The organism is Kribbella sp. CA-247076 (genome assembly GCF_050942445.1).
Lineage (GTDB): Bacteria > Actinomycetota > Actinomycetes > Propionibacteriales > Kribbellaceae > Kribbella.
In genome coordinates, this window is sequence record NZ_CP192051.1 from 174958 (window position 1) to 197782 (window position 22825).

The following is a 22825-nucleotide window of genomic DNA, read 5'->3' on the forward strand; positions in this document are numbered from 1 at the left end:
TCGTTGGTGGGGATGGCATGAAGCTGCCCTTTCGGTTGGGGCGGGAGGGTGGGTAGGGTGAATCGTCATGACCACCCGGCGGACTGGCCAGCGCGCGGACGCGCCTGCCCGGAAGCGGCGGGGTGGGCGGCACAGCCGGAGGAAGTCGTACAAGGCGCAGTGGTTCTCGGTGTCCGCGCTGGCGGTGCTGGGCACGGTGATGGTGGCGCACCCGGACGCGATGGACCGGCGGAGCCTGGCGTCGGAGGTGGTGGCGGGCGTGGCCGCGTCGGCCACCGAGGCGCCGTACGCCGCGCCCGCGCCGGAGCCTGTGTTCACGCCGACGGCGGCGACGCCGACGCAGAAGTTCACCACTCCGCTGCGGCCGGCGCCGACGTTGACGCGGCCGCCGAAGGGCGCGAAGCCGAACTACTCGGTCTCGAGCGGCAAGCTCGCGGTCGTCCCCGGGTCGAACAAGGCGACCGGCGTCCGGGACAAGCTGACCTACCGGGTCGAGATCGAGCAGGGGCTGTCGGTGAACGGGCCCGCGGTCGCGGCGATCATCCACAAGACGCTGACCGACACCCGCGGCTGGCAGGCGATCCATCCGGTCAACTTCGAGCGGACCGACAAGGTCGACGCCGACCTGCGGATCATCCTGGCCACGCCGACCCTGACCGACAAGCTGTGCCTGCCGCTCGACACCGGCGGCGAGGTGTCCTGCCGGGTCGAGGACCGGGTCGTGCTGAACGCGAAGCGCTGGATGTACGCCGTCCCGGCGTACTCGGGGAACATCCCCCTCTACCGCAGCTACCTAGTCAACCACGAGGTCGGGCACGCGCTCGGCCACGGCCACTCCACCTGCTCGAAGGCGAAGACTCCCGCGCCGGTGATGATGCAGCAGACGAAGGGTCTCGGCGGCTGCCTGCCGAACGCCTGGCCGACCATCAAGGCGACCTGAGCGCGGCCCAGCGGCGCGACCTGAGCGAAGCCCTCGTTCGTGAGAGGCTGAGTCCGAGGGGAGGGAGCAGCGATGTCCTCACAGGATTTCCCGACGTACGGCCGGGGCGACCAGCCCGAGCAGGGCGAGCAGGAGGAGCACCACTACGCCCCGCCCTCCCCGTACGGCGGCGGCACGTACGGCGCCCCGCACCAAAGCCAGCCTCAGTCAGGCCCCTACCAGCAGGGCCCGTACGCGCAACCGCAGCAGTACGGCGCTCCGCCGCAAACACCACCTCAGACCCCGCCCGGCGCCTACACCCAGCCGCCGAACTACCGCCCCGGTCACCCGTACGGCACGCCCGCCCACCCGCAGCAGCACGAGCTCCCGCAGTACGGCCGCGAGCTGCCGGTCGCACCCCGTGACCCGCGCGCGGCCCGCGTCGTACTGCTCGCCGCGATCATCGCCGGGGTCTACGGCCTCCTGGTGCTGTCGGTCCAGCGGGTCGCGCTCCGCGAGATCTCCCAGGCCCCCGGCTCCCCGCTGAACCACCCGCTCCGCACCGACGTGATCGACACGATCGGCCAGCTTCTGCTGCTCATCGTCGGCCTGGCCGCGATCGCGATGTGGACGCGCGACATCCTCGCCCGGCGCAAGGTCGGCCGGGAGCTGGATCCGATCGAGCTCGGCGGTCTGCTCCTGGTCGGGGTCGGGCTGATCCCGATCCTGATCTGGGCGGTGATGGTGCTCTCGACCGGGATGGGTGCGATCGACGACTCGCTCGACCGGCTGCCGACCGCGTACGGCTGGGGCGGGATCGGGCTGCTGATCCTCGCGGCCGGCTTCCTCCTCGGTTACCGCGAGCTGAAACCGCCGGTCGGCAACTCGGTCGTCCAGGCTCCGCCGGCCCGCGCGCCCTGGGAGTGAGCATCCCGGTCGTCCTGGTCCCGGGGCTCGGGCTCGGGCCCAAGTCGTACGCACCGACGGTCGAGCACCTGACGACGCCGTACGACATCGTCACCCTGCCCGGGTACGGCGATCCCGCCGAGCCCGGCGCCGACCTGCGTCCCCAGGCTCTGGGTACGGCGCTCGCCGACAAGCTCCGTGATCCGTCGGTCCTGGTCGGCCACTCGGCCGGATGCCAGATCGTGGTGGAGGCCGCGGCCGCCCGCCCGGACCTCGCCCACGCCCTCGTCCTGATCGCCCCGACCGGAGACCTCCGCGCCGCGACCTGGTGGGACCTCGTCGTCCGCTGGCTGGGCTCGGCCGTGCCCGAGTCTCCCCGGCTGATCCCGGCGCTCGCCCCGCAGTACGCGCGGACGACGTTGCCGACGATCGCCCGGGCGGTGGAAGCCGCCCGGCACCACGACATGGCCCGCGCGATCACCCGGGTGAAGGCGCCGATCGTGCTCGTTCGCTGCCGGCACGACCACCTGTCGCCGGCCGAGTGGATCGACCGGTTGGCGGAGCTGACCCACAGTGAGGCGCGCACCCTGTCGACCGGCTCACACATGCCGGTCCTGACGAACGGCCCCGAGTTGGCCGCTCTCATCCAGCGGGCAGCCGCTGCACCCGGCCAGGCCTGAGGCGCTATCGTTGACGCGGTAACGAAACCTCTGCGGGAGCTCGCACGATGCGCGGGCTGAGAGGGCGACGCCGGGTCGCCGACCGCCTGAACCTGACCGGGTAATGCCGGCGTAGGGAGCGGGTCCAACCATGACCAGTACTGCTGTCCGTCCTGTCGCCCAGAGCGAGGCGCCGCTCGTCCTCACCACGGACGCGCCGCGCACGCTCGGCTTCTTCGACCAGTTCACCCTCTGGGGGAACCTCGGGATCTCCCTGTTCGGGCCGGTGACCGGTGCGCTGGTCGCGGCGTACACCGGCTCGCTGGCGCAGGGCCTGCTCGCGGTCGTGATCGGCTGCGGCATCGGTGCGCTCGTGCTCGGCGGGGCGGCCGTGTTCGGCTCGCAGACCGGGGCGCCGGCGATGGCGAGCCTGCGCGGCCTGTTCGGCCGGCGCGGCTCGATGGCGCCGACCGTGCTGAACATCGCGCAGAACATCGGCTGGGCGACGATGGAGATCATCGTCATCTCCCAGGCCGCGGTCGCGGTGACGAGCGAGCGCTGGCGCTGGCTGTTCGTCGTCCTGGCCGGGGTGATCGCGACGGTGATGGCGGTCCGGCCGCTCGGCAGCGTGAAGGTACTGCGCAAGTTCATGGTCTGGCTGGTGCTGATCGCGTCGGTCTACCTGTTCGTGCAGGTGCTCAGCAAGCCGGTGCAGCCGCTGCCGCAGGACGGGGTCTTCGGCTTCTGGCCGGGTGTCGACCTGGCCGCCGCGGGCGTGGTGTCGTTCGCGCCGCTGGCCGCCGACTACACCCGGCACTCGCGGACGAACAAGGCCGCCTTCGCCGGATCGTCCCTCGGCTACGGGATCGCCGCGATCGGGTACTACGCCCTCGGCGTGTTCGCCGTGGCCACGCTGGGGACCAACAGCGCGGACGTGATCACCGCGCTGGTCACCCTGCCGGCCGGCGCGATCGCGTTGTTCGTGCTGCTGGTGGACGAGGTCGACGAGGCCTACGCGAACGTCTACTCGACCACGATGGCCGCCCACAACCTGGTCGGTCACGTCGACCGGCGCTGGATCTCGGTCGCCATCGGCGCGCTCGCCACCGGCCTCGCCCTGTTGGTTGACCTGGGCAACTACACGCAGTTCCTCTACCTGATCGGGTCGGTGTTCATCCCGCTGTTCGCGGTCGCGATCGCCGACTTCTTCGTGGTCAGCAGGATGAACTGGGACGTCTCCGGTACGGCGCGGTTCCGCTGGCAGCCCGCGGTCGCCTGGCTGATCGGGTTCGTCGCCTACCAGCTGGTCAACCCCGGCACGGTGTCCGGCTGGTCAACGTTCTGGCTCGACGTCCAGCAGTGGATCTTCGGTGACCGGCCTGTCCCCGGCTGGCTCGGCGCGACGTACACGTCGATCGTCGTCTCGATGCTGGCCGCCGTCGTTCTCGGGCGGATCGGCCGCCGACCGCTGGACAACTGACCCGGAGTAACCGGGATACTTGCGCAATGCTGAACTCCGCACTGCGCAGCCGGGCCGAGTACGCGGAACTCGGGGCCGACGGGCTGGCCGCGCGTACCACGCCCGAGCGGGACGCGGCGATCGTCAAGGCCGTCGAGGAGCTGCTCGAGGGCCGGGAGTCGGTGCTCGACCTGTGCTGCGGGTACGGCCGGATCGCGCTGCCGCTGCGCCGGGCCGGCAAGGTCGTCCGCGCCCTGGACATCGCGCCGAACCTGGTCGAGGCCGGCCGGGCGAAGGCGGTCGAGGAGGACCTGGCGATCGACTGGGCGATCGGCTCGATGACCGACCTGCCGTACAAGTGGGATGCGTTCGACGCGGTGATCTGCCTGTGGACCGCGTTCCACGAGCTCTTCGCCGAGGACGAGCAGGTGTCCACGATCTGCGAGATCTCCCGGGTGCTGAAGCCTGGCGGAGTGGCGATCATCGAGGGCCCGGTCTGGGGGCCGGCGACGGCCGCCGAGATCGCCAACGGGCTGCGCCAGGGTCCCGAGCACCGGATCGTCACCACCGAGCACTTCGACTCCAGCAGCGTGCACTTCATCCACGACGAAATCAGCTACGGCCGGCTCTGCGCGGCCGCCGGAATCGAGGACTACAAGGTCTACAAACGGGACTGGGGCGGCCGTCGCCGGCTCATTCTGGAGATCCACCAACCCGGTGCCGACTGACGCGTCAGGCAATTCGTTCACCGCGCCCGGATCCCTTCCAGGCAAGGGAAAACAAGAAGCAGATCCCCACTCCACACTGGGGATCTGCTCCTTAGCTCTTTCAGTGTAAATGCCTTCTCGGCGGCGCGGGAAAACTCAGCTTTTTGCTTCGAGATTCAGCAAGAATCGTTTCGCGTCCAGTCCGCCCGCGTATCCGGTGAGCGCTCCGCTCGACCCGATCACCCGGTGGCACGGCAGCACGACACACACCGGGTTCGCGCCGAGCGCCGTACCGACGGCCCGGGCCGCCTTCGGCTTGTGGATCGCCCCGGCGAGCTCGCCGTACGTCGTCGTCCGCCCGTAGCTCGTGGACGCCGGCAGGTCGGCCAGCACGAGTCGCTGGAACGGCGTCGCCAGCGCGAGATCCACCTCGAGGTCGAACTCGTGCCGCCGGCCGTCCAGATACTCGTCCAGTTGCCGCCGTACGTCGTCCAGCGGCCGGGGCTGCCGGAGTACGCGCGGGGACACGGCCCGGGCGAGGCGGTTGGTGACGGTCTCCTCGTCGGCGAAGGAGCTGGCGACCACCCGGCCGTTCGCGATGGCGAGCACCAGCGTGCCGATCGGGGTGTCGTGCAGGGTGTAGGCGACGTCGGCGGTCGGAAGGACCGGTGGCTTGAGGTCCGGTGCGGTGAGCCGGGCGAGCCGGCTCTCGAGGTCATTCATGGTGTACTCCGAGTTTCGTGCGCAAGGTCGCGAGCGCGTCGCTGACGAGTCGTCGGGACGCGGCCGGCGTGGTGTCCAGGGCGGCGGCCACACCGTGGTGGTCGAGGTCGCCGACGTACTTGAGCGTGATGGCGAACCGCTGGCGTTCGGGCAGGTCGTTGACGGCCTGCCACAGGTCGGGGTCCGGCCAGTCCGCGGCGTCCGGGCCGTCGACCGCGAGCGCCGGGGCCTCGTCGAGCGGGCTCTGTGGTCTGCGCGCCCGGTGCAGGTCGGTCGCGCACCGGGCGGTGATGGTCAGCAGCCAGCTGCGGAGGTTCTTCGCCGAGGTCAGCGCCGGATAGGCGGCGAACGCCTTCTCCCAGGCGCGCTGGGCCACGTCGTCGCCGTCCACCGGCCCGGCCAGGGCACGCGCCAGCCGCGCCACGTCCCGCCAGTGCGCGTCGACCAGCGCCTGGAACGGCGGCAGCGAAACCGACTTCTCCCGAGCCATCACGCCAGTAGAACGCATCCGGCCCCCACGGTGTGAGTCCGCATCCCGAGACTCGGCGCTGTTGCGGCGTCGGCCCGGTTTCAGGTCACGCGGACGACGAGCTTGCCGACCGCGGCGCCTTCCTGCATGATCCGGTGCGCCTCGCCGATCTGCTCCATCGTGAGGACCCGGTCGATCCTCACCGGAAGCTTGCCGCTGGCAACCAGGTCGACGTACCGCTGGAGCGCCTCGGCGGGGAGGTCGCTGCTCTCGCCGCCGTACGCCGTCAACCGGACACCGTTCGGCAGGTAGCCGATCGGGTAGAAGTCCGGGATCGTCCAGGTGTCGCTGAGCATGCCGGTGAAGCACACCGTGCCGTGGACCGCCGTCGCCTTCAGCGTGTCCGGGAGCACGTTCGTCCCGACGAGCTCCAGCGCCGCGTCCACGCCCGCCGGCGCGATCTCCCGCACCTTCACCGCGACGTTGCCATCGTCAACGATCGGATGGTCGATGCCGAGCTCGTGCAACACCGTCGCCCGCTCCGGATTCCGTGTTGTCGACAACACGGTCAGGCCGTGTTCCTTCGCGATCGCGGCCGCCGCCACCCCGACGGACGACGTACCGCCGCGGATCAGGAGTGTCTGCCCCGGCTGGATCGCCAGCCCGGTGTGCAGCGACCCGTGCGCGGTCTGCAGCATCTCCGGCAGCGCTCCGAGCGTCGCCCAGTCCAGCTCGGTCCGCACGGGAATCACCGACGACGCCGGTACGACGGTGTACTCGGCGTACCCACCGTCGTACTCACGCCCCATCCCGCCCATCATCGCCACCACCTGCTGACCGGGCTCGTACTCGCCGCCCGGCGCCAGGTCGACCGTCCCGGTTGCCTCGATCCCCGGGATCACCGGGAAGCGTGCGTTCGTCGCCAGCCCGGCCCGCAGGTGGTACTCCGACCGGTTCAGCCCGAACGCCTCCACCTTCACCCGCACCCACCCTGGTCGCGGCTCCGGTACCGACACGCGCCGTACCCGCAGCTCCTCCGGCTCGACCGGACCCTCCAGCACCACCGCCCGCATCAGCATTCGTCCATCCTGCCGGACACTACCCACGGGAAGTGGTCCGCTTCAGGCTGCAGCAATCGTTTTCCCTGGACGGCGTGGCTGCGTGACCTGGGCGCTCGACCGCGTGACAGAGTTGATCCCATGGCGCAGAGCTTGCTCGGGCGGGGCCCGAGCGTCGTCGCCCATCGCGGCGCGAGTGACGTCAGTCCCGAACACACGTTGGCGGCCTACCGCCGGGCCGTCGAGGCCGGCGCGGACGGCCTCGAGTGCGACGTACGGCTCACCTCCGACGGGCATCTGGTCTGCGTCCACGACCGGCGGATCGACCGCACCTCGAACGGCCGCGGCGTGTTGTCGACCATGAGCCTGGAGGAGCTCGAGGCGTTCGACTGGGGTTCGTGGAAGAACCCGTGGTCGGACCTCGACGACGAGGCCGAGCTGCCGACCCCGGACCTCCGGAAGGTGCTCACCCTCGACGAGCTGCTGTCGATGGTCCGCGACTGCGGCCGCCCGGTCGAGCTCGCGATCGAGACCAAACACCCCACCCGGTACGCCGGTCTGGTCGAGCGCCGCCTGATCGAGACCCTCGACCGGTTCGGCTGGGCGCACCCGAAGGTCGGCAGCGAGTCCCCGGCGCGGGTGATGAGCTTCTCCTGGCTGTCCCTCCGCCGACTGCGCACGATGGCGCCCGCCCTGCGCACGGTCCTGCTGATGGACCGCGTGCCGCTGCGCTTCCGCGACGGCTCCCTGCCGACGGGTGTCTCGTACGCCGGCCCGAGCCTGGAGATCGTCACCGCCCACCCGGAGTACGTCGACCGCGCGCACAAGCACGGTCACCAGGTGCACGTCTGGACCGTCAACGCGGACGCGGACATCCGCCACTGCCGCGCGATCGGCGTCGACGCGATCATCACCGACCGTCCCGAAGCCGCGCTGAGAACCCTCGCGGAACCCCCGACCCCGCCGCTCCCCTCCTACACCTATCCACCCAGACGCCAACCCCGCCGTCAGTAGCGCGGCCGGGCTCTCCGGACGGTGTGGGATGGGTCACGAGGGCAGGCCGGGACGGTGCGCTTACGTAGCGGTGTGAATGCGGCGCGTTATCGCAACGTTCAATTCCGTCGATTTCGTCTCGATTTGTTGGCTAAACGTGTGATCTGCGGCGTCGCTATGTAACGGAATACCTGCCGGTGTTTTCCCAGGTCGGAAGCTGGGCAGATGTGCATATGGCTGTTCCGATGAACGAGGAGACCCTGCTTGTCCTCTGCGACCTTGCCTGCCGACGTGAGCGTTGTGGACGTCGTACTGCCGCATGAAGTGTCCGCGGTAGCGGATGCCCGTCGCCGTCTAGCCGCCTACCTCAAGCGTTTCCGGGTCGCCGAAACCGCTCGTGACGACGCTCAGCTCGTCCTGTCCGAACTGCTCTCGAACGCGATCCGGTACGCGCCGCCGCTGCCCGCCGGCGAAGTCCGTGCCGCCTGGTGGATCGACAAGGCGGGGATCCACGTCGAGGTCACCGACGGTTGCGGCGACACCGAGCCGCAGCGCATCGACGACGCCCACCCCGAGTCCATCGGCGGCCGCGGCCTGGCGATCGTCGACGTACTCACCTCCGCCTGGGACGTCCGGACCGCCGCCACCCACCGCACGGTGCACGCGATCATCCCGAGCTGACCGCGAGCCGGGTGCGTTCCCGAGTTGGCTGTCCGGGGCGGCGGGCTGCAAGACTGCGCTCTATGGGAAAGAAGTCGCGGCAGCGCCCGAAGAACACGACGACCGTCACGCTGGATCCGGCCGACCTGGTCGACGTCGGGCCACGGGAGCCCTGCCCGTGCGGCTCGGGCAAGCGGTTCAAGCAGTGCCACGGACGGGAGCGAGCCCAGGCGGCCGACGCCTTCGTCGTCCGGCCGTTCGAGGGGCTGCCGTCGGAGTGCGACCTGATCGCGTTCCGCGAGATCGTTCCGTCGGGTACGGCGGAGGTCGTGATGACCGGTGACCACGCCGGCAAGGTGGTCAACCTGGTCACATTGCTGCCGATGGCGATGCCGGGGCTGGTGCGCGACGACGAGACGATCTGGATCGGCATGCAGACGCACGCGTCGTCCGGTGACCCGAGTCGCGACCTCGGGCACGCGATCACCGCCGCGTTGACGACCGAGCCGGGCAACCCGATCCAGTTGGGCGACCTGCTCAAGGACGGCCCGCGGTTGCAGGACCTGATCGACACCACGAAGCCGATCGAGGTCAAGGTGCACGAGGGCTTCGACTACTGGGTCGGCGAGAACGTCGAGGACCCGACCGGCGAGGTCGCCGCGGGCCTGGAGCGAGCGAACTCGGCCGCGGCGCCGACCGTCCGCCTGGAGTCGGTGGACGCGGCGTACTGGACGCAGATCGGCGACCGCCGCTACCTGCGCTGGGTGATGCCGCACAGCGAGGACACCCTGCTGGACGCGCTGGCGCGGCTGCATGCCGCCGGCTCGTCCGCGCTGGTCGACGGCAGCCGCCTGATCGGCTCCTTCCGCGCGCTCGGCGTACTCGCCCCCGTTTGGGAACTCCCCGCCGACGCCGAAGCCGCCGACGTCGAGAAGCCGGCCGCCGACTTCGCCACCGCCCTCGAGAAGGCCCTCGCCACCAACACTCCCCTCACCACCGAAGAACGAGCCGCCCGAGCCGGCCTCTCCAGCCGCCAACTAACCATCCGCTAGCTCTGGGTCCAGTACGCCGTACGCGAGAACCCGACCGTCGGTCGCCAAGCACCTCGCGTACGGCGTGCACATAAGAGCCGACCAAGTACGACGCGCATCGGCTCAGTCCGACCGCCGCGGGGGAGGCCCGTTGTGGTCTAGTCCGTTGGGGTGGTTGTGGACCAGTGGATCTCCGCGGGAGGCGGGTGGGCCTGCTACCGGGAGAGAACGTGGACGGCCCAAGTCCTGCTGACGGGGGAGCAACAGGGCCTGGGCCTAGGCATGAAGAGTACTCAGGTTGGGGGTCGGCCACAAGCCCCGATTTCACTGCGCGTGTCGCCGGGCTCACGTGGTCCGGCCCGGTCGGCCTGAGTGCGGTTTAGACCACTTTGACCGGCGCGCGCAGAACCGGGCAGGACATGCAGCGCGGACCACCCCGGCCGGAGCCGAGCTCGGAGCCGGAGATGCGGATGACTTCGATCCCGGACTCCTCCAGTCGCGCATTGGTCTCGACCGTGCGCTCGTAGGCGATGCACACGCGCGGTGCGAGCGCGAGAGTGTTGTTGCCGTCGTCCCACTGCTCACGTTCGGCGGTGACCGGATCCAGGCCGGTGTCGATCCTTCGCAGCGTGTCGATCCCGAGCGCCTTCGCGGCCGCGACCAGGAACGGCTCCGGCTCCGCGACGTACAACTGCTCGCCGTCGGTCGTCACCGCATGCGCACGCATCTCCTCCGCCATGTTCGGATACATCAGGACGGCGTCGACGTCGACCATCGTGCACACGGTGTCGAGGTGCATCGTCGCCCGCTGCTGCGCGATAGGTACGGCGAGGACCGTATGCGCCAGCCCCTTCGCGAAGACCCGTCGAGCCAGCCGCTCGACCCCTGCGGGCGTGGTCCGCTCACCCACGCCGACCGCCAGGACGCCCGGACCGAGCGCGAGCACATCGCCGCCTTCGACATGCTCGAGTTGATGGTCGTAGACCTTGTCCGACCCGGCGAACCGCGGATGGAAGGTGTAGATCAGCTCGGTCAGCTGCGTCTCGCGCACCCGGGCCGGCATCGCGAGCGAGGTGACCGCGACCGAGTCCCGGATCCACACGCTCGAGTCGCGGGTGAACAGCAGGTTCGGCAGGGGGTCGATCAGGAAGTCCTCGTGGGCCAGCAGTGAGGTGACCAGCCCACCGGCTCGGACCTCGTCGTTCCGCACGCCGGCCATCAGCGCCTCGGCCAGTCGCGCCGGATCGAGGTCGCTCAACGCCGTCCGGAGGTAGTCGCGCAGCGTGTCACCGAGCCGGAGGTCCGCGATGGCACCGCTGACCGCGACCGAACGGGCCTCGGGATCCGTCAGCGCTTCGGTGAGCAGCTCGCCGAGATACAGCACCTCGACGTCGCGGTCGCGCAGCGCCTGGGCGAACGCGTCGTGCTCCTCCTGCGCCCGCCCGACCCAGGGGATGCCGTCGAACAGGAGCTTGTCGTTGTTCCGCGGGGTCAGCCGGCGCAGCTCGTTGCCCGGCCGGTGCAGCATCACCGTCCGCAGCGGGCCGACCTCGCTGTCGACGCCGTACCCCTGGTCGACTCCCTGAGCCTCGGTCATCCGCCTGTCCCTTCTCCGGGTCGTCCCAACCACGCTACGGCAGCCGGGCGTGCTGCGCCGGTCGCCGGACCGATCTGTCTGATTGTCGGACAATATCCCTTCACCTCCAACTTCTCCAGTCGAGCGACGAGCCGCTCTCGCCAGAGAAGATGCCGTGATCCGGCCGCCGGCCTCCCAGGTTTTCCACAGGTCGTTCGAAAGAAGGAGATATCCACAGTGGTCCGGAACCGACGAGGTCGATCGGCTGCGAAGCAACTAGGCTGCGGTGCTGTGTCCGGTCATGACCTGCCTTCCGAGCCCTTCGAGCGAGCCGTCGCCTGCGTGATTCCGGCGAAGGACGAAGCGGACCGGATCGCGGCCACGGTGGACGCGGTGCACAAGATCATCGGCGTGGATCTCGTGGTCGTGGTCGACGACGGTTCGGCGGACGGCACGGCGCAGGCCGCCGAGCGAGCCGGGGCGGTCGTCGTCCGGCACGAGCGGAACCGGGGGAAGGCAGCGGCGATGGAGTCCGGGGCGGCGGCCGTGGCGGAGCGCGACGGCGCCCGCGCGCGGCACCTGCTCTTCCTCGACGCCGATCTGACCGACTCCGCGACCGCCGCGGGTGCGCCGCTGATCGAGCCGGTGCAGACCGGCCGGGCCGACATGACCATCGGGACGCTGCCGGCGCAGGTGCGCGCGGACGGCTCCAAGGCAGGCGGCCACGGGTTCGTCGTCCGGCTCGCGCGGGCGGGCATCGAGGAGGCGACCGGCTGGGCGCCGGAGCAGCCGCTGTCCGGCCAGCGCTGCCTGACGCGGGTCGCGTTCGACGCCGCCGTACCGCTCGCCGCCGGTTTCGGGGTCGAGACCGCGCTGAGCATCGACCTCGGTCGTAAGGGTTTCCGCATCCTCGAGGTGCCGATCGACGTCCGGCACCGCGCGACCGGGACGGACCTGCGCGGCCAACTGCACCGCGGCCGGCAGTATCTGCACGTCCGCCGCGCCCTGGCCGCGCGGAGCGCGCTCCCGGCCGGCAGCGGGCCGTCGCTGCGCAGTCTTTTTCCGCGGAAGTCGCAATGAGCACCAGCGACACCAGCACCGAAACCACAGACCCGCGGCTGGCGGACCGCTACGGCCGCCGCGCGGTCGCGCTCTACCTGGCCTGTACGACGCTGATCGTCGCTGTCGGCCTGCTCGGCCCGTCCGTGGTCGTGCTGACCCTGACGAACCGGCACGCCTGGCTGCCGTCGTACTGGTTCGACAGCAAGCCGAACGACTGGCTCGTCACGGTGATGATCTACGTCGCCATCCTGCTCGGCGGGTACGGCGTCTTCCTCGCGACCAAGGCCCTGAAACACGGGTGGGCGCCGCGGGTCGAGCGATTGGTTGCCCTGGGCATCGGTACGACAGCGGCGATCACGCTGGTGCCGCCGATGGCCTCCGGTGACGTCCTGATCTACGCGGCGTACGGCCGGATCATGTCGCTCGGCGGCGACCCGTACACGACCGCGCCCGCGGACACCATCCGGCTCGGGTACGACTCGGTGATCGCGGCGACCGAACGGCCGTGGCAGGGTGCGCGGAGCGTGTACGGCCCGATCGCGACCTGGATCCAGTGGATCTCGTCGCTGATCGGCGGCGACTCGATGCAGCTGACCGTGTGGATGCTGCAGTTGTCGGTCGCGATCAGCCTGGTCGTCACCGGGCTCGTCCTGCTCAAGCTGGTCGGGCGCAACCTGCCGAACCAGCGGCGCGTGGCGATGCTCGGCCTGGCCAACCCGCTGATCCTGTGGACGGTTCTGGCCGGTGCGCACAACGACGCGATCGCGGTGATGTTCGCGGTGATCGGGCTGTGGCTGTTCCGGCGGCACGTCTTCTGGGCGGGCATCCTGATCGGCATCGCCGGCTGCACCAAACTGTCGATCGGCCTGGTCGGCGTGGCGATGCTGTGGGCCTTGCGCGCGGACCGTCGGAAGGCAGCGATCTTCTGCGGCGGTGGTGCGCTCGCGATGGGCAGCCTGTACGCCGTGGTCGGCTTGCAGGCGTTCCAGCAGGCGCGCTCGCAGACGTCGTTCATCTCGACCGGCACGCCGCACAAGGTGCTGCTGAGTTTCTTCGACCTGTTCCTGCCGGGCCCGCTGGTCCGGACGTTCCTCGCGATCATCGCCTGGCTGGGGCTGATCGTGGTCGCGATCCTGCTGTCGCAGGTCTTCCCGAAGTCACTGGTGCCGCAGACGCACCCGGACGACCCGACCCCGGCAGCTATCCGGTACACCGCGATCTACGCGATCGCCTGGATCCTGACCGCGATGTACTCACTGCCCTGGTACGACGTGATCGCCTGGGTCGCGCTGGCCGCGGTGGCGGCGTCGAAGGTGGACGGGTTGATGGTGGTCCGGACGACGATGCTCGCGATCGCCTACGTCCCCGGCCGAGATCCGAACGCACGTCAGGTGGCGGCGAGCCTGTCGGATTCGCTGGAGTGGTTCAGCGCCCGCCTGCGGGACACGATCTGCCCGGCGGTCGAGCTGGCCGTGCTGATCGGGCTCATCGTCTGGGCGCGGCGCGGCGGCGCGCAGTGGTGGCCGTACGACTGGCCCCGCCGCCGGCCGAAACCCGTCGTCGGTACGGCGGAGCCGCACAAGACCAGCACCTGATCGGGATTCGTCCGCTAACCTCCCCGGGTGAAGAAACTGGCGGGGGCGGGCGTCTTCGTACGCCGCGAGCCGAACGACTACGTCGAACAGCTACGGAACGAATCGATGTCCGTGGGCACCTACTCGATCCCGGCGGGCGGTGTCGACGACCAGGCACCGCACCACGAGGACGAGATCTACGTCGTCACCACCGGCCGGGCGACGCTGGTGACACCGAGCGGCTCCGAGCCGGTTGGGCCGGGTGACGTGCTGTTCGTCCCGGCCGAGGAGGAGCACCGGTTCACCGACATCACCGAGGACCTGGCGCTGCTCGTGATCTTCGCCCCGCCGTACAGCGGTCGGTAGCGCCGTGTCAGCGCGGTGACGGTGGGGTGTCAGAGCCGGCCGCGAAGGTCGTCGTCATGAACACTTCAGAGCGCGCGGCCTCGGGGCCGCGGAAGCGATATAACGACAACAAGGCCGCTCGGCGGGCCTTTCGGCGAGTAGGGGTGGCGGCGCTGGCCGTGGCGTTGATGACCGCAGCGACCGTGCCAGGGGCGGCTGCCGCGGACAGCACGGCCGTGTCGAAGGTGGGCGAACGCCCGGAGCTCCAGAGGGCGATGCAGGAGTTCGTCGGCGCCGGGTTCGGCGGCCTGCAACTGCGGGTACGCGACGAGCGGGGCGACTGGGTCGGCAGCGCCGGGGTGCGGAAGCTGGGCGGGAGCGCGAAGCCGCCGACGAACGGGCGGTTCTGGATCGGGAGCACGACCAAGACCTTCACCGCCACCGTCGTCCTGCAACTCGTGGCCGAGGGCAAGGTCGGCCTGGATGCGCCGGTGGCCGGTTACCTGCCCGAGCTCGGGCTGGATCGGCGCATCACCGTACGCATGCTGTTGCAGCACACCAGCGGCTTGTTCAACTACACCGGCGACTTCGACGCCGACGGGAACTGGGAGCCGGGGGTCGTCGCCGGGGGCAAGGACTGGGTCGACGACCGGTTCCACTCCTACCGGCCGGATCAACTGGTCAGGCTGGCATTGTCCAGGGCACCTCGGTTCGCGCCGGGAACGGACCAGCGGTACGCCAACACCAACTACACGCTGGCCCTGCTGCTGATCGAGAGGAGCACGGGCCGCTCGTACGCCGACGAGCTGCAGCGGCGGATCCTGCGACCGCTCCGGCTGGACGGGACCTCGGTGCCAGGCAACCGGTCGCGCCTTCCCGGGCCGCATGCTCACGGCTACTACCGGTACCAGGACGCCGGCGAGTGGAAACTGGCCGACGTCAGCCGCCAGAACCTCACCCTGCTGGCCGGGGCCGGCGACATGGCTTCGACGACGAAGGAGCTCCAGACGTTCATCGCCGCGCTGATGGGCGGGAGGTTGCTGCCGGCCGCGCTCCTGGACGAGATGCGCACGCCGGTCGGCCCGTACAACCTCGGTCTCGGGCTGTGGGTGCAGGATCTGGGACCGGACTGCGGCGGCATCGTCTACCAGCACAACGGCGGCGCGCCGGGTGGGTACGGCGCGATGATGTACAGCTCGGCGGACGGCCGCAGGACCCTGACCGCCTCGGTCACCACTGCCGACGCACCGATTGACCCGGCGGTCGTGTTCCCGGCGGCCTCGGACAAACTCGTCAAGGACGTGTTCTGCGCCCAGCCGCGCAAGGCAGCCCGCTAAGCACCACCACCAGCCGCCCCGAGCTCACTCGAGCCGGGGCGGCCGGCGGTTGCCGGGGCTGGGGCTCGGGCCGGTGGTTATCGAAACCGGGCGGCTGGCGGTTGGTGGTTGGTGCCGGTGGTTGCCGGGGGGTCGGGTGGGTGGTTAGTGCCAGAGGGGTTCGGCTGCTGCGATTGCTCGGGCGAGGATGGACTTCACCGGTTGTTTGAGCTCGGCCGCGGCCGCCACGACGTCGTCGTACTCGGGCTGGACGTTGACGACCTGGCCGTCGTACCGCGCGATCTTGATGCTGATCGGCTGCCCGTCCACCTCGACGGTGGTGAACTCGCGGTCGGCGGCGTGCTTGCTGATCGGGAACTCGCGCAGGCCGATCGCCGTGGTCTCGGTGAGGATCACCCGTCGGACCGCGTCGGCGTTCACGCTGCTGACGAGGACCGACAGCGTGTGCGCCGGGCGGCCCTTCTTCATCAGGATCGGGGTCAGCCAGGCGTCCGCCGCGCCGGCCTCGAGGAGGCGGGCGAGCGTCTGCGGCCACAGGCGCGGGTCGAGGTCGTCGACGTTGGTCTCGTAGACCAGCTCGGTCGCGGGGCGCTCGGTGGTCTCGCCGACGATCACGCGAACGATGTTCGGCACCTCGACCGGGTCGCGGCCGCCGGCGCCGACGCCGGTCCGGGTGATCCGCATCGGCGGCATCATGCCGAACTCGTCGGCCAGCGTGGCGAGCAGCGCGGCGCCGGTCGGGGTCGTCATCTCGTACGGCGCGGTGCCGCCGACGACCGGGGCTTCGGCCTCGGACAGCAGGTGGAGTACGGCGGGTCCGGGGATCGGGATGCCGCCGTGCTGACCGCGCACCTGGCGCCCGCCGCCGAGCGCGATCGTCGAGACCACGACCCGGTCCAGCCCGAGCGAGACCGAGGCCGCGGCGACGCCGACGATGTCCGCGATCGCGTCCAGCGCGCCGACCTCGTGGAAGTGCACGGCGTCCGGCTCGACCCCGTGCGCCGACCCCTCGGCTCGAGCCAGCCGGGCGAAGGTGTCCAGAGCCCTGGCCCGAACGCCTTCCGGCAGGTCGGCCCACTCGAGCAACTCCCGCACATCAGCCCAAGCCCGAGTAGGTCCGTGGGAATGCCCGTCGTGCTCGTGCTCGCCGTGCCCGTGCCCGTGACCGTGGCCGTGCTCGGAAGGTCCATCGGAGTGGGAGTGACCGGTTTCGGGGAAGGACTCCGGGTGGGGGGTGCCTTCTACTGTCACCGTGGCCTTGGTGGCGGCTATCTGGTGGCGGGTGGTGGGGTCGACGGTGACAGACAACGACGGGTCGACCGCGGCTACCGCCGTGTTTACGAAGGTGAGGTCGGCGCCGGCGTCCAGGAAGGCGCCGAGGAGCATGTCGCCGGAGGCGCCGGCGGAGCAGTCGATCCAGGCGATCCTCACGAGGTCTCCTTGGACTCGCGCGGCGCGGCCCGGCGGGCGACCCGTGCCGCGAACACACCGGCCCCGAAGCCGTTGTCGATGTTCACCACGGTCACACCCGGTGCGCACGAGTTCAGCATCCCGAGCAACGCCGCGACCCCACCGAACGAGGCGCCGTACCCGACCGACGTCGGTACGGCGACCAGCGGTACGCCGACCAGCCCGCCGACCACACTCGGCAGCGCACCCTCCATGCCGGCGACGACGATCAGGCAGTCCGCCGCGTCCAGCCGCTCGCGGACGGCCATGATCCGGTGCAGCCCCGCGACGCCCACGTCCGTGATCACGTCCACCTCCGCGCCGAACACGCGTGCGGTCGTGACCGCCTCGGCTGCCACCGGCGCATCCGACGTACCAGCCGCGACGACGGCGACAGTCCCGCGCAGTACGGGCGGCTCGCCGAGGACCGCCGTACGGCCGACGGGGTCGACCACCGCGGTCGGGAGAGCGGCGGCGACGGCCTCCTGCGCCTCGACTGTCAGGCGGGTGGCGAGCACGGCGTGGGACGGGTGAGTGGCGTGCAGAGTACGCAGCAACTCGACGACCTGTGCGGGCGTCTTGCCGGCGCCGTAGACCACCTCGGCGTCGCCGGTCCGCTCCAGCCGATCGGTGTCGAGCCGGGCGTATCCGAGGTCGTGGACGCCTGGCTGGGGACCTGGGTCGGGCAAATGTGTCACGCGGCTGAATCTACGTTGCTGCTGACACCACCCGATCGTGTGGTCCACCGACCAGCACCGGGCAAGCACTCTCCGCATTCACCTGAATACTCAGGTATGACGAAAGATGCTTTAGGCTTCCTGCGTGTCTTCGACGTTAGCCGGTGCATTCGGGATCGCCGCCTTGTTCGTGGCGGTTCTCGCCCTGGTGTTCGCTGTTCAGGCGGTGCGCGCACAGTCCGCGGCCGCCCAGGCCGACGTACCCGCGCCCCCGGTCCCGGAGCCGGAGCCGCAGCCGGAGGCCAAGCCGGGCACGGTGAGATCCGAGCTGCGGAAGCTGGGCAAGGAGCTCGAGGTCACCCGCGGCGAACTGCGCGAGACCCTGCAGCACCTGGCCGTGGTCCGGTACGACGCCTTCGGCGACACCGGCGGGAAGCTGTCCTGGTCGCTCGCACTGCTGGACGACAAGGGCGACGGGGTCGTGCTGACGTCGATCAACAGCCGGGCCGACGCCCGCACGTACGCCAAGGAGATCAAGGCGTTCGCGAGTGAGGCCAAGCTGTCGCCCGAGGAGGAAGAGGCGATCGAGACCCTGCAGAAGGAAGCCGGCCCGACCGTCGACGGCTAACGCCGCTTGGGCACGCGGGTCACCAGGGCGCCGGCCTCCACCTCGGCGGTCAGCGAACGGCCCGGACCGATCGGGTCCCCGTCGAGTTGCCTTTGTACGTCGACCGCCGCGGTGATCTCCACCTTCCGCCCGGTGAACCGTTCGAGGTACATGTCGTGCCGGTTGGTCCGGGTCATCAACCGCCAGACGACGATCGGCCACTGGGTCACCCGCCGCGGCGCGATCACCACCACGTCGAGCAGTCCGTCGTCCGGCCGGGCGTCCGGGAGCAGCGGGATGTTCGCCTGCAGCATGCCGACGTTGCCGACCACGACCGTGCGCACCCGGCGTTCGATCACGAGCTCGTCGTCGAGCGCGAGCCGGACCTTCACCGACGGGTGGTTGATGTTCTTCGCCGCCGACACCAGGTACGCCGTCCAGCCGATCTGCCGCTTCAAGTGCGGCGGCGCGTCCGAGATGATCGCGGCGTCCAGCCCGAGACCGGCCATCACCGCGAACCGGTCGGTGTCCAGCTCGTCCCCGTGCACCTTGACCAGGTCGATCCGCCGGTCGCGGCCCTCGAGGATCCGTTCGAGCGCGTCGTCCAGGTCGAGCGGGATGTGCAAGTTCCGGGCGAGCAGGTTGCCGGTGCCGGCCGGGATCACCCCGACCGGGATCCCGGTGTACGCCAGCGCCGCGCAGACCACCCGGACCGTCCCGTCGCCGCCCGCCACCAGCACCAGGTCCGACTCGTTCTCGATCGCCCGCTTGGCCATCGCGTTCCCGGCGTCGTCCTCCCGGGTCTCCAGCCACAACGGGTCGTCGAACCCGCGGACCGCGAGCGCCCGGGTCACCTTCCGCCGGAACGCCACCCCGTCGCCGACCTTGATCGGGTTCACGATCACCGCGGCCCGTGGCGGCTCCACCCTTCCGTCGTCGTCCGACGGCGTACGGCGACGTCGCCGGCGCAGACCGGGCCGGAGCCCGAAGCCGATCGAGGTCGCGGTCAGGATGGCCAGGCCGAGCGCCCAGCCGCCGAGGACGTCGGAGACGTAGTGCACGTTCAGCGCGACCCGGTCGACCGAGGCGATCCACACGACCGCGATGGTCGGCAGCATCACCAGCAGGCGGAACCGGCGCCGCCAGCCGCGCACCGACGGCAGGACGACGCCGAGTGCACCGGCCATCACGAACGCGGCGGCAGCGTGGCCGGAGACGAAGGACCAGCCCTCGTTCGCGACCAGCATGCCGTCTGGGCGCGGCCGGTCGAAGATGTGCTTGACCGCGTACGTCAGGCCCAGCTCCGCGCCCGCCGAGACCAGCAACCAGATGGTCAGCAGGCGGGCGCGCCGGTGCCAGAGGTAGACGGCGACGATCACGATCACCGCCCGCATCGCCCACGGCAGGAACACGTCGCCGACCACGTGCCAGAAGTCCACGACGTTCGGCCGGGTGGCGCCGTACTCGGCGGCACGGGCGGCGACCGACCGGTCCCAGCGCTCCAGCGGCGCCCACCGGTTCGCGACCAGCAGGGTCAGCACGGTGAACGGCAGTGCACCCAGCACGACCGTGAGCGCACGGCCGAGGTGACTGGGTGGATGGTGCTGCATGACCCGCTCGATTCCCCCTCATGATCGCGTAGGCACAGCCCATCATCCCGAATAGACTTCGCCCGCTCTGACACGCCCCGATACCCTCGGGGTGTGATTGACGCGAAACTGCTCCGTGAGAACCCCGATGTCGTGCGCGCGGCCCTGACCAAGCGCGGTGAGAGTGCGGACCTGGTCGACCAGATCCTGGTGGCCGACAGTGAGCGTCGATCGTCCATCTCCGCCTTCGAGGCGCTGCGGGCCGAGCAGAAGGGGCTCGGCAAGCAGGTCGCCCAGGCCAAGGGCGACGAGCGGGCCGCCCTGCTGGAGCGGACCAAGTCGCTGGCCGCCGAGGTGAAGGCCACCGAGGCCGCCGCGAACGAGGCCGAGAACCGCTTCGACGAGCTCGCCCGCGCCCTGCCGAACCTGGTGTCCGACGAGGCCCCGGTCGGCGGCGAGGACGACTACGTCGTGGTCGAGGAGATCGGGAAGCCCCGCGATTTCGCCGCCGAGGGCTTCGAGCCGCGCGACCACCTCGAGCTGGGCGAGCTGCTCGGGGCGATCGACATGGAACGCGGCGCGAAGATCTCCGGCTCGCGGTTCTACTTCCTCAAGGGCGTCGGCATGCTGCTCCAGCTCGGCATGCTGCAGCTGGCGATCCAGCAGGCGGTCGAGGCCGGGTTCACCCCGATGATCACGCCGACGCTGGTCAAGCCCGAGGTGATGGGCGGCACCGGCTACCTGTCGGCGCACGACGACGTCTACCGGCTCGCCGACCCCGACCTCTACCTGGTCGGTACGTCGGAGGTCTCGCTGGCCGGCTACCACATGGACGAGATCGTGGACCTGTCCGCCGGCCCGATCCGGTACGCCGGCTGGTCGTCGTGCTACCGCAAGGAGGCCGGCTCGCACGGGAAGGACACCCGCGGGATCATCCGTGTCCACCAGTTCGACAAGGTCGAGATGTTCTCCTACTGCACCCTGGAGGACGCCCCCGCCGAGCACCTGCGGCTGCTGAACTGGGAGAAGGAGATGCTCGACAAGATGGAGCTGAGCTACCGGGTGATCGACACCGCCACCGGTGACCTCGGCATCTCGGCGTACCGGAAGTTCGACTGCGAGGCGTGGGTGCCGACGCAGGGCCGGTACCGCGAGCTGACCTCGACGTCGAACTGCACCGACTTCCAGGCCCGCCGGCTGAACATCCGGCACCGCGACGCCGACGGCAAGACCCAGCCGGTCGCCACGCTGAACGGGACGCTGGCGACCACCCGCTGGATCGTCGCCATCCTGGAGACGCACCAGCTGGCCGACGGATCGGTCCGGGTGCCGACCGCGCTGCGCCCGTACGTCGGCGGTCGTGAGGTCCTCGAACCGGTTGGCAGATGACGGACACGCCGCGGCCGACGGCCGTTGCCCTGGACATCGACGGAACCCTGCTCGACCACGACGACCAGCTGTCCCCGGCGGTGCTGGACGCCGTCCGGCGGGCCGCGGCCGAGATCCCGGTGATCCTGGCCACCGGGCGGGGCTGGCAGACCGCCAAGCCGGTGGCCGAGCGGCTCGGCCTGGCCGCGGGCGCGTTGGTTGTCTGCAGCAACGGTGCGCGCACCATCCGGTTCCCGGCCGGTGAGGTCGTCGACGAGCGGACGTTCGACCCGACGACGGTGATCGCGTCCGTCCGCAAGCACGCGCCGAACGCCCGGATGGCGGTCGAGGAGTACGACGGCAGCTACCTGGTCACCGCGCCGTTCCCGGACGGCGACCTCGGGTACGACGCCCGGATCCGGGTGGTCGGCGACGACGAGCTGGCGCCGGAGCCCGTGACCCGGTTGATCATCCGCGACCCCGAGCAGTCGGAGGCGGACTTCGTCCAGCTGGCCGAACGCCTTGGCCTGCACGGCGTCAGCTACTTCGTCGGCTGGACCGCGTGGCTCGACATCGCGCCGGAAGGCGTGGACAAGTCGACCGGGCTGAAGGTCGCACTCGCGCAGTACGACCTGGACGCGTCCGGTCTGCTCGCGATCGGTGACGGACGCAACGACATCGAGATGCTGACGTACGCCGGTCTCGGTGTCGCGATGGGGTCCGCGCCGGACGAGGTGAAGGCGGCCGCCGACGAGGTGACCAAGACGGTCCAGGACGACGGCGTCGCCGCGGTCCTCAACCGGTGGTTCTGAACAACTTGCTGTAGGCAACCGAAAGGCCCGGAACCCCTGCGGGAGCAGGAGTTCCGGGCCTGAAGCTGAAGCTGTTACCGTCCGATAGTCCGCTGGCGGGCCGAGTATCGGATCAGGCCACCCGGCTGCTGCCGGTCCGGCGCGGCTGGCGCTGCTGATCGACGACGGTGTCGAACGCGTCCAGCACGGCGCTGACCTCGGGCCGCGGCCGCGGCGTCTTGGCGGCCGGGCTCTGCCCGCGGCGCGCCCGGCGCAGGTGCCGCTTCACCGTGGACAGCGAGCACCCCAGCCGCATCGCCAGCGACTCCAGGCTGTCGTTCGGGTACTGCGTCCGCAGCCGGAGGACCTCCTCGTGGCTCACCGGGCGGCGGGTGCCGCGCGCGCCGGCCAGCTGGTCGAAGTCGTCGGCCTGGACCTCGACGTCGAGCAGGTTACGCATCGAACGCCGTTGGGCCGCGGTGGTTCCGGCGACGAAACCGCTGACGTCGTGCTCGGCGACCGCGTTGTAGAGGCAGTCGGTGAACAGCGGGCACGAGGCGCACAGCGCCTTCGCCTCCCGCACGAGCTGTTCGTACCGCTCGCGGGTCCGCCGGGTGGCGGACGCGGGCGGCGGTTCCTCCATCAGCCGGTGCTGGAAAATGTCCGACCGGGCGATGCAACCGGTCATTGCCCCTTCCGTGGTGGAAGATGTGTCGACAGCGGCTCGGGAACTGCTGCCCCCTGATCCCGCTAGATTGGCGCTGTTGACGGTCATGTGGCTCCCCAAGTTTTAGGATCCGAATGAACGAACGATGAACGTCGTTCGGCCACGCGGACCCACTCGCTGATGGATCGACGTACCTTTG

Annotated in this window: 23 protein-coding genes and 1 riboswitch; of the genes, 15 read left to right on the forward strand and 8 right to left on the reverse strand. The window is 70.3% G+C overall.

Annotated elements, in window-relative coordinates; translation table 11 throughout:
* Positions 1-67: 67 nt before the first annotated feature.
* The 5 genes from ACQPYZ_RS00830 to ACQPYZ_RS00850 all read left to right on the forward strand — a co-directional run bounded on the left by ACQPYZ_RS00830 (position 68) and on the right by ACQPYZ_RS00850 (position 4671).
* Entirely contained in the window at positions 68-940 is an 873-nt protein-coding gene (locus tag ACQPYZ_RS00830) for a DUF3152 domain-containing protein (RefSeq protein ID WP_433164211.1), read from the forward strand.
* Between the two features lie 72 nt (positions 941-1012).
* The gene (locus tag ACQPYZ_RS00835; RefSeq protein ID WP_433164213.1) at positions 1013-1846 is read left to right on the forward strand and encodes a hypothetical protein; all 834 of its coding nucleotides are present in this window, start codon (positions 1013-1015) and stop codon (positions 1844-1846) included.
* The gene (locus tag ACQPYZ_RS00840; RefSeq protein WP_433164215.1) at positions 1843-2505 is read left to right on the forward strand and encodes an alpha/beta fold hydrolase; all 663 of its coding nucleotides are present in this window, start codon (positions 1843-1845) and stop codon (positions 2503-2505) included. The genes ACQPYZ_RS00835 and ACQPYZ_RS00840 overlap by 4 nt, the downstream gene beginning before the upstream one ends.
* Before the next feature lie 22 nt (positions 2506-2527).
* A riboswitch (TPP riboswitch) is annotated at positions 2528-2640 on the forward strand.
* The gene (locus tag ACQPYZ_RS00845) at positions 2636-3964 is read left to right on the forward strand and encodes a purine-cytosine permease family protein (RefSeq protein WP_433164217.1); all 1329 of its coding nucleotides are present in this window, start codon (positions 2636-2638) and stop codon (positions 3962-3964) included. Its footprint overlaps the riboswitch before it by 5 nt.
* 26 nt (positions 3965-3990) lie before the next feature.
* On the forward strand, positions 3991-4671 hold the full coding sequence (locus tag ACQPYZ_RS00850) for a class I SAM-dependent methyltransferase (protein ID WP_433164219.1): 681 nt from the start codon (positions 3991-3993) through the stop codon (positions 4669-4671).
* Between the two features lie 135 nt (positions 4672-4806).
* Here ACQPYZ_RS00850 and ACQPYZ_RS00855 read toward each other — a convergent pair whose 3' ends face one another.
* The 3 genes from ACQPYZ_RS00855 to ACQPYZ_RS00865 all read right to left on the reverse strand — a co-directional run bounded on the left by ACQPYZ_RS00855 (position 4807) and on the right by ACQPYZ_RS00865 (position 6921).
* Positions 4807-5373 (reverse strand): methylated-DNA--[protein]-cysteine S-methyltransferase, encoded by a 567-nt coding sequence (locus ACQPYZ_RS00855; protein ID WP_433164220.1) that lies wholly within the window; start codon positions 5371-5373, stop codon positions 4807-4809.
* The gene (locus ACQPYZ_RS00860; protein WP_433164222.1) at positions 5366-5863 is read right to left on the reverse strand and encodes an RNA polymerase sigma factor; all 498 of its coding nucleotides are present in this window, start codon (positions 5861-5863) and stop codon (positions 5366-5368) included. Before ACQPYZ_RS00860 ends, ACQPYZ_RS00855 begins: the two co-directional genes overlap by 8 nt.
* 80 nt (positions 5864-5943) lie before the next feature.
* Positions 5944-6921, reverse strand: a complete 978-nt coding sequence (locus ACQPYZ_RS00865; RefSeq protein ID WP_433164224.1) for a zinc-binding alcohol dehydrogenase family protein — start codon at positions 6919-6921, stop codon at positions 5944-5946.
* Between the two features lie 120 nt (positions 6922-7041).
* Between ACQPYZ_RS00865 and ACQPYZ_RS00870 the strand changes: the two genes are divergently transcribed.
* From ACQPYZ_RS00870 to ACQPYZ_RS00880, 3 genes are all read left to right on the forward strand, one after another.
* Complete coding sequence (locus ACQPYZ_RS00870) at positions 7042-7914, forward strand: glycerophosphodiester phosphodiesterase (protein ID WP_433164225.1); 873 nt, start codon at positions 7042-7044, stop codon at positions 7912-7914.
* 270 nt (positions 7915-8184) lie between these two features.
* Complete coding sequence (locus ACQPYZ_RS00875; protein WP_433164227.1) at positions 8185-8574, forward strand: ATP-binding protein; 390 nt, start codon at positions 8185-8187, stop codon at positions 8572-8574.
* Between the two features lie 62 nt (positions 8575-8636).
* Positions 8637-9605 (forward strand): DUF5926 family protein, encoded by a 969-nt coding sequence (locus tag ACQPYZ_RS00880; RefSeq protein ID WP_433164229.1) that lies wholly within the window; start codon positions 8637-8639, stop codon positions 9603-9605.
* 358 nt (positions 9606-9963) lie between these two features.
* On the opposite strand, the gene ACQPYZ_RS00885 is transcribed toward ACQPYZ_RS00880, so the two are convergent.
* On the reverse strand, positions 9964-11181 hold the full coding sequence (locus ACQPYZ_RS00885; RefSeq protein WP_433164231.1) for an arginine deiminase: 1218 nt from the start codon (positions 11179-11181) through the stop codon (positions 9964-9966).
* Between the two features lie 270 nt (positions 11182-11451).
* Here ACQPYZ_RS00885 and ACQPYZ_RS00890 point away from each other — a divergent pair, with 270 nt between their 5' ends.
* From ACQPYZ_RS00890 to ACQPYZ_RS00905, 4 genes are all read left to right on the forward strand, one after another.
* Positions 11452-12240 carry a glycosyltransferase gene (locus ACQPYZ_RS00890; protein ID WP_433164233.1) on the forward strand — a complete coding sequence of 263 codons (789 nt, stop codon included), beginning with the start codon at positions 11452-11454 and terminating at the stop codon, positions 12238-12240.
* A complete protein-coding gene (locus ACQPYZ_RS00895) occupies positions 12237-13817 on the forward strand; it encodes a glycosyltransferase 87 family protein (protein WP_433164235.1) in 1581 nt (526 codons plus the stop codon). Before ACQPYZ_RS00890 ends, ACQPYZ_RS00895 begins: the two co-directional genes overlap by 4 nt.
* Positions 13818-13844: 27 nt before the next feature.
* Positions 13845-14162, forward strand: coding sequence for a cupin domain-containing protein (locus ACQPYZ_RS00900; RefSeq protein WP_433164236.1), 318 nt, complete (start codon positions 13845-13847; stop codon positions 14160-14162).
* Positions 14163-14329: 167 nt separating this feature from the next.
* A complete protein-coding gene (locus tag ACQPYZ_RS00905; protein ID WP_433164238.1) occupies positions 14330-15478 on the forward strand; it encodes a serine hydrolase domain-containing protein in 1149 nt (382 codons plus the stop codon).
* A gap of 144 nt (positions 15479-15622) precedes the next feature.
* On the opposite strand, the gene larC is transcribed toward ACQPYZ_RS00905, so the two are convergent.
* Positions 15623-16909 (reverse strand): nickel pincer cofactor biosynthesis protein LarC, encoded by a 1287-nt coding sequence (gene larC, locus ACQPYZ_RS00910; RefSeq protein ID WP_433164239.1) that lies wholly within the window; start codon positions 16907-16909, stop codon positions 15623-15625.
* Positions 16906-17625 carry a nickel pincer cofactor biosynthesis protein LarB gene (larB, locus tag ACQPYZ_RS00915; protein WP_433164241.1) on the reverse strand — a complete coding sequence of 240 codons (720 nt, stop codon included), beginning with the start codon at positions 17623-17625 and terminating at the stop codon, positions 16906-16908. The genes larC and larB overlap by 4 nt, the downstream gene beginning before the upstream one ends.
* Positions 17626-17749: 124 nt before the next feature.
* Between larB and ACQPYZ_RS00920 the strand changes: the two genes are divergently transcribed.
* Positions 17750-18232 (forward strand): DUF4446 family protein, encoded by a 483-nt coding sequence (locus ACQPYZ_RS00920; RefSeq protein ID WP_433164242.1) that lies wholly within the window; start codon positions 17750-17752, stop codon positions 18230-18232.
* Here ACQPYZ_RS00920 and ACQPYZ_RS00925 read toward each other — a convergent pair.
* Positions 18229-19821 (reverse strand): diacylglycerol kinase family protein, encoded by a 1593-nt coding sequence (locus ACQPYZ_RS00925; RefSeq protein WP_433164244.1) that lies wholly within the window; start codon positions 19819-19821, stop codon positions 18229-18231. The genes ACQPYZ_RS00920 and ACQPYZ_RS00925 overlap by 4 nt on opposite strands.
* 93 nt (positions 19822-19914) lie before the next feature.
* On the opposite strand from ACQPYZ_RS00925, the gene serS reads away from it, so the two are divergent.
* The gene (serS, locus tag ACQPYZ_RS00930) at positions 19915-21189 is read left to right on the forward strand and encodes a serine--tRNA ligase (protein WP_433164246.1); all 1275 of its coding nucleotides are present in this window, start codon (positions 19915-19917) and stop codon (positions 21187-21189) included.
* Complete coding sequence (locus tag ACQPYZ_RS00935) at positions 21186-21980, forward strand: HAD family hydrolase (RefSeq protein ID WP_433164247.1); 795 nt, start codon at positions 21186-21188, stop codon at positions 21978-21980. The genes serS and ACQPYZ_RS00935 overlap by 4 nt, the downstream gene beginning before the upstream one ends.
* A 112-nt stretch (positions 21981-22092) precedes the next feature.
* Here ACQPYZ_RS00935 and ACQPYZ_RS00940 read toward each other — a convergent pair whose 3' ends face one another.
* Positions 22093-22647: a WhiB family transcriptional regulator gene (locus tag ACQPYZ_RS00940; RefSeq protein ID WP_433164249.1), complete on the reverse strand. Its 555-nt coding sequence runs from the start codon at positions 22645-22647 to the stop codon at positions 22093-22095.
* Positions 22648-22825 lie beyond the last annotated feature (178 nt).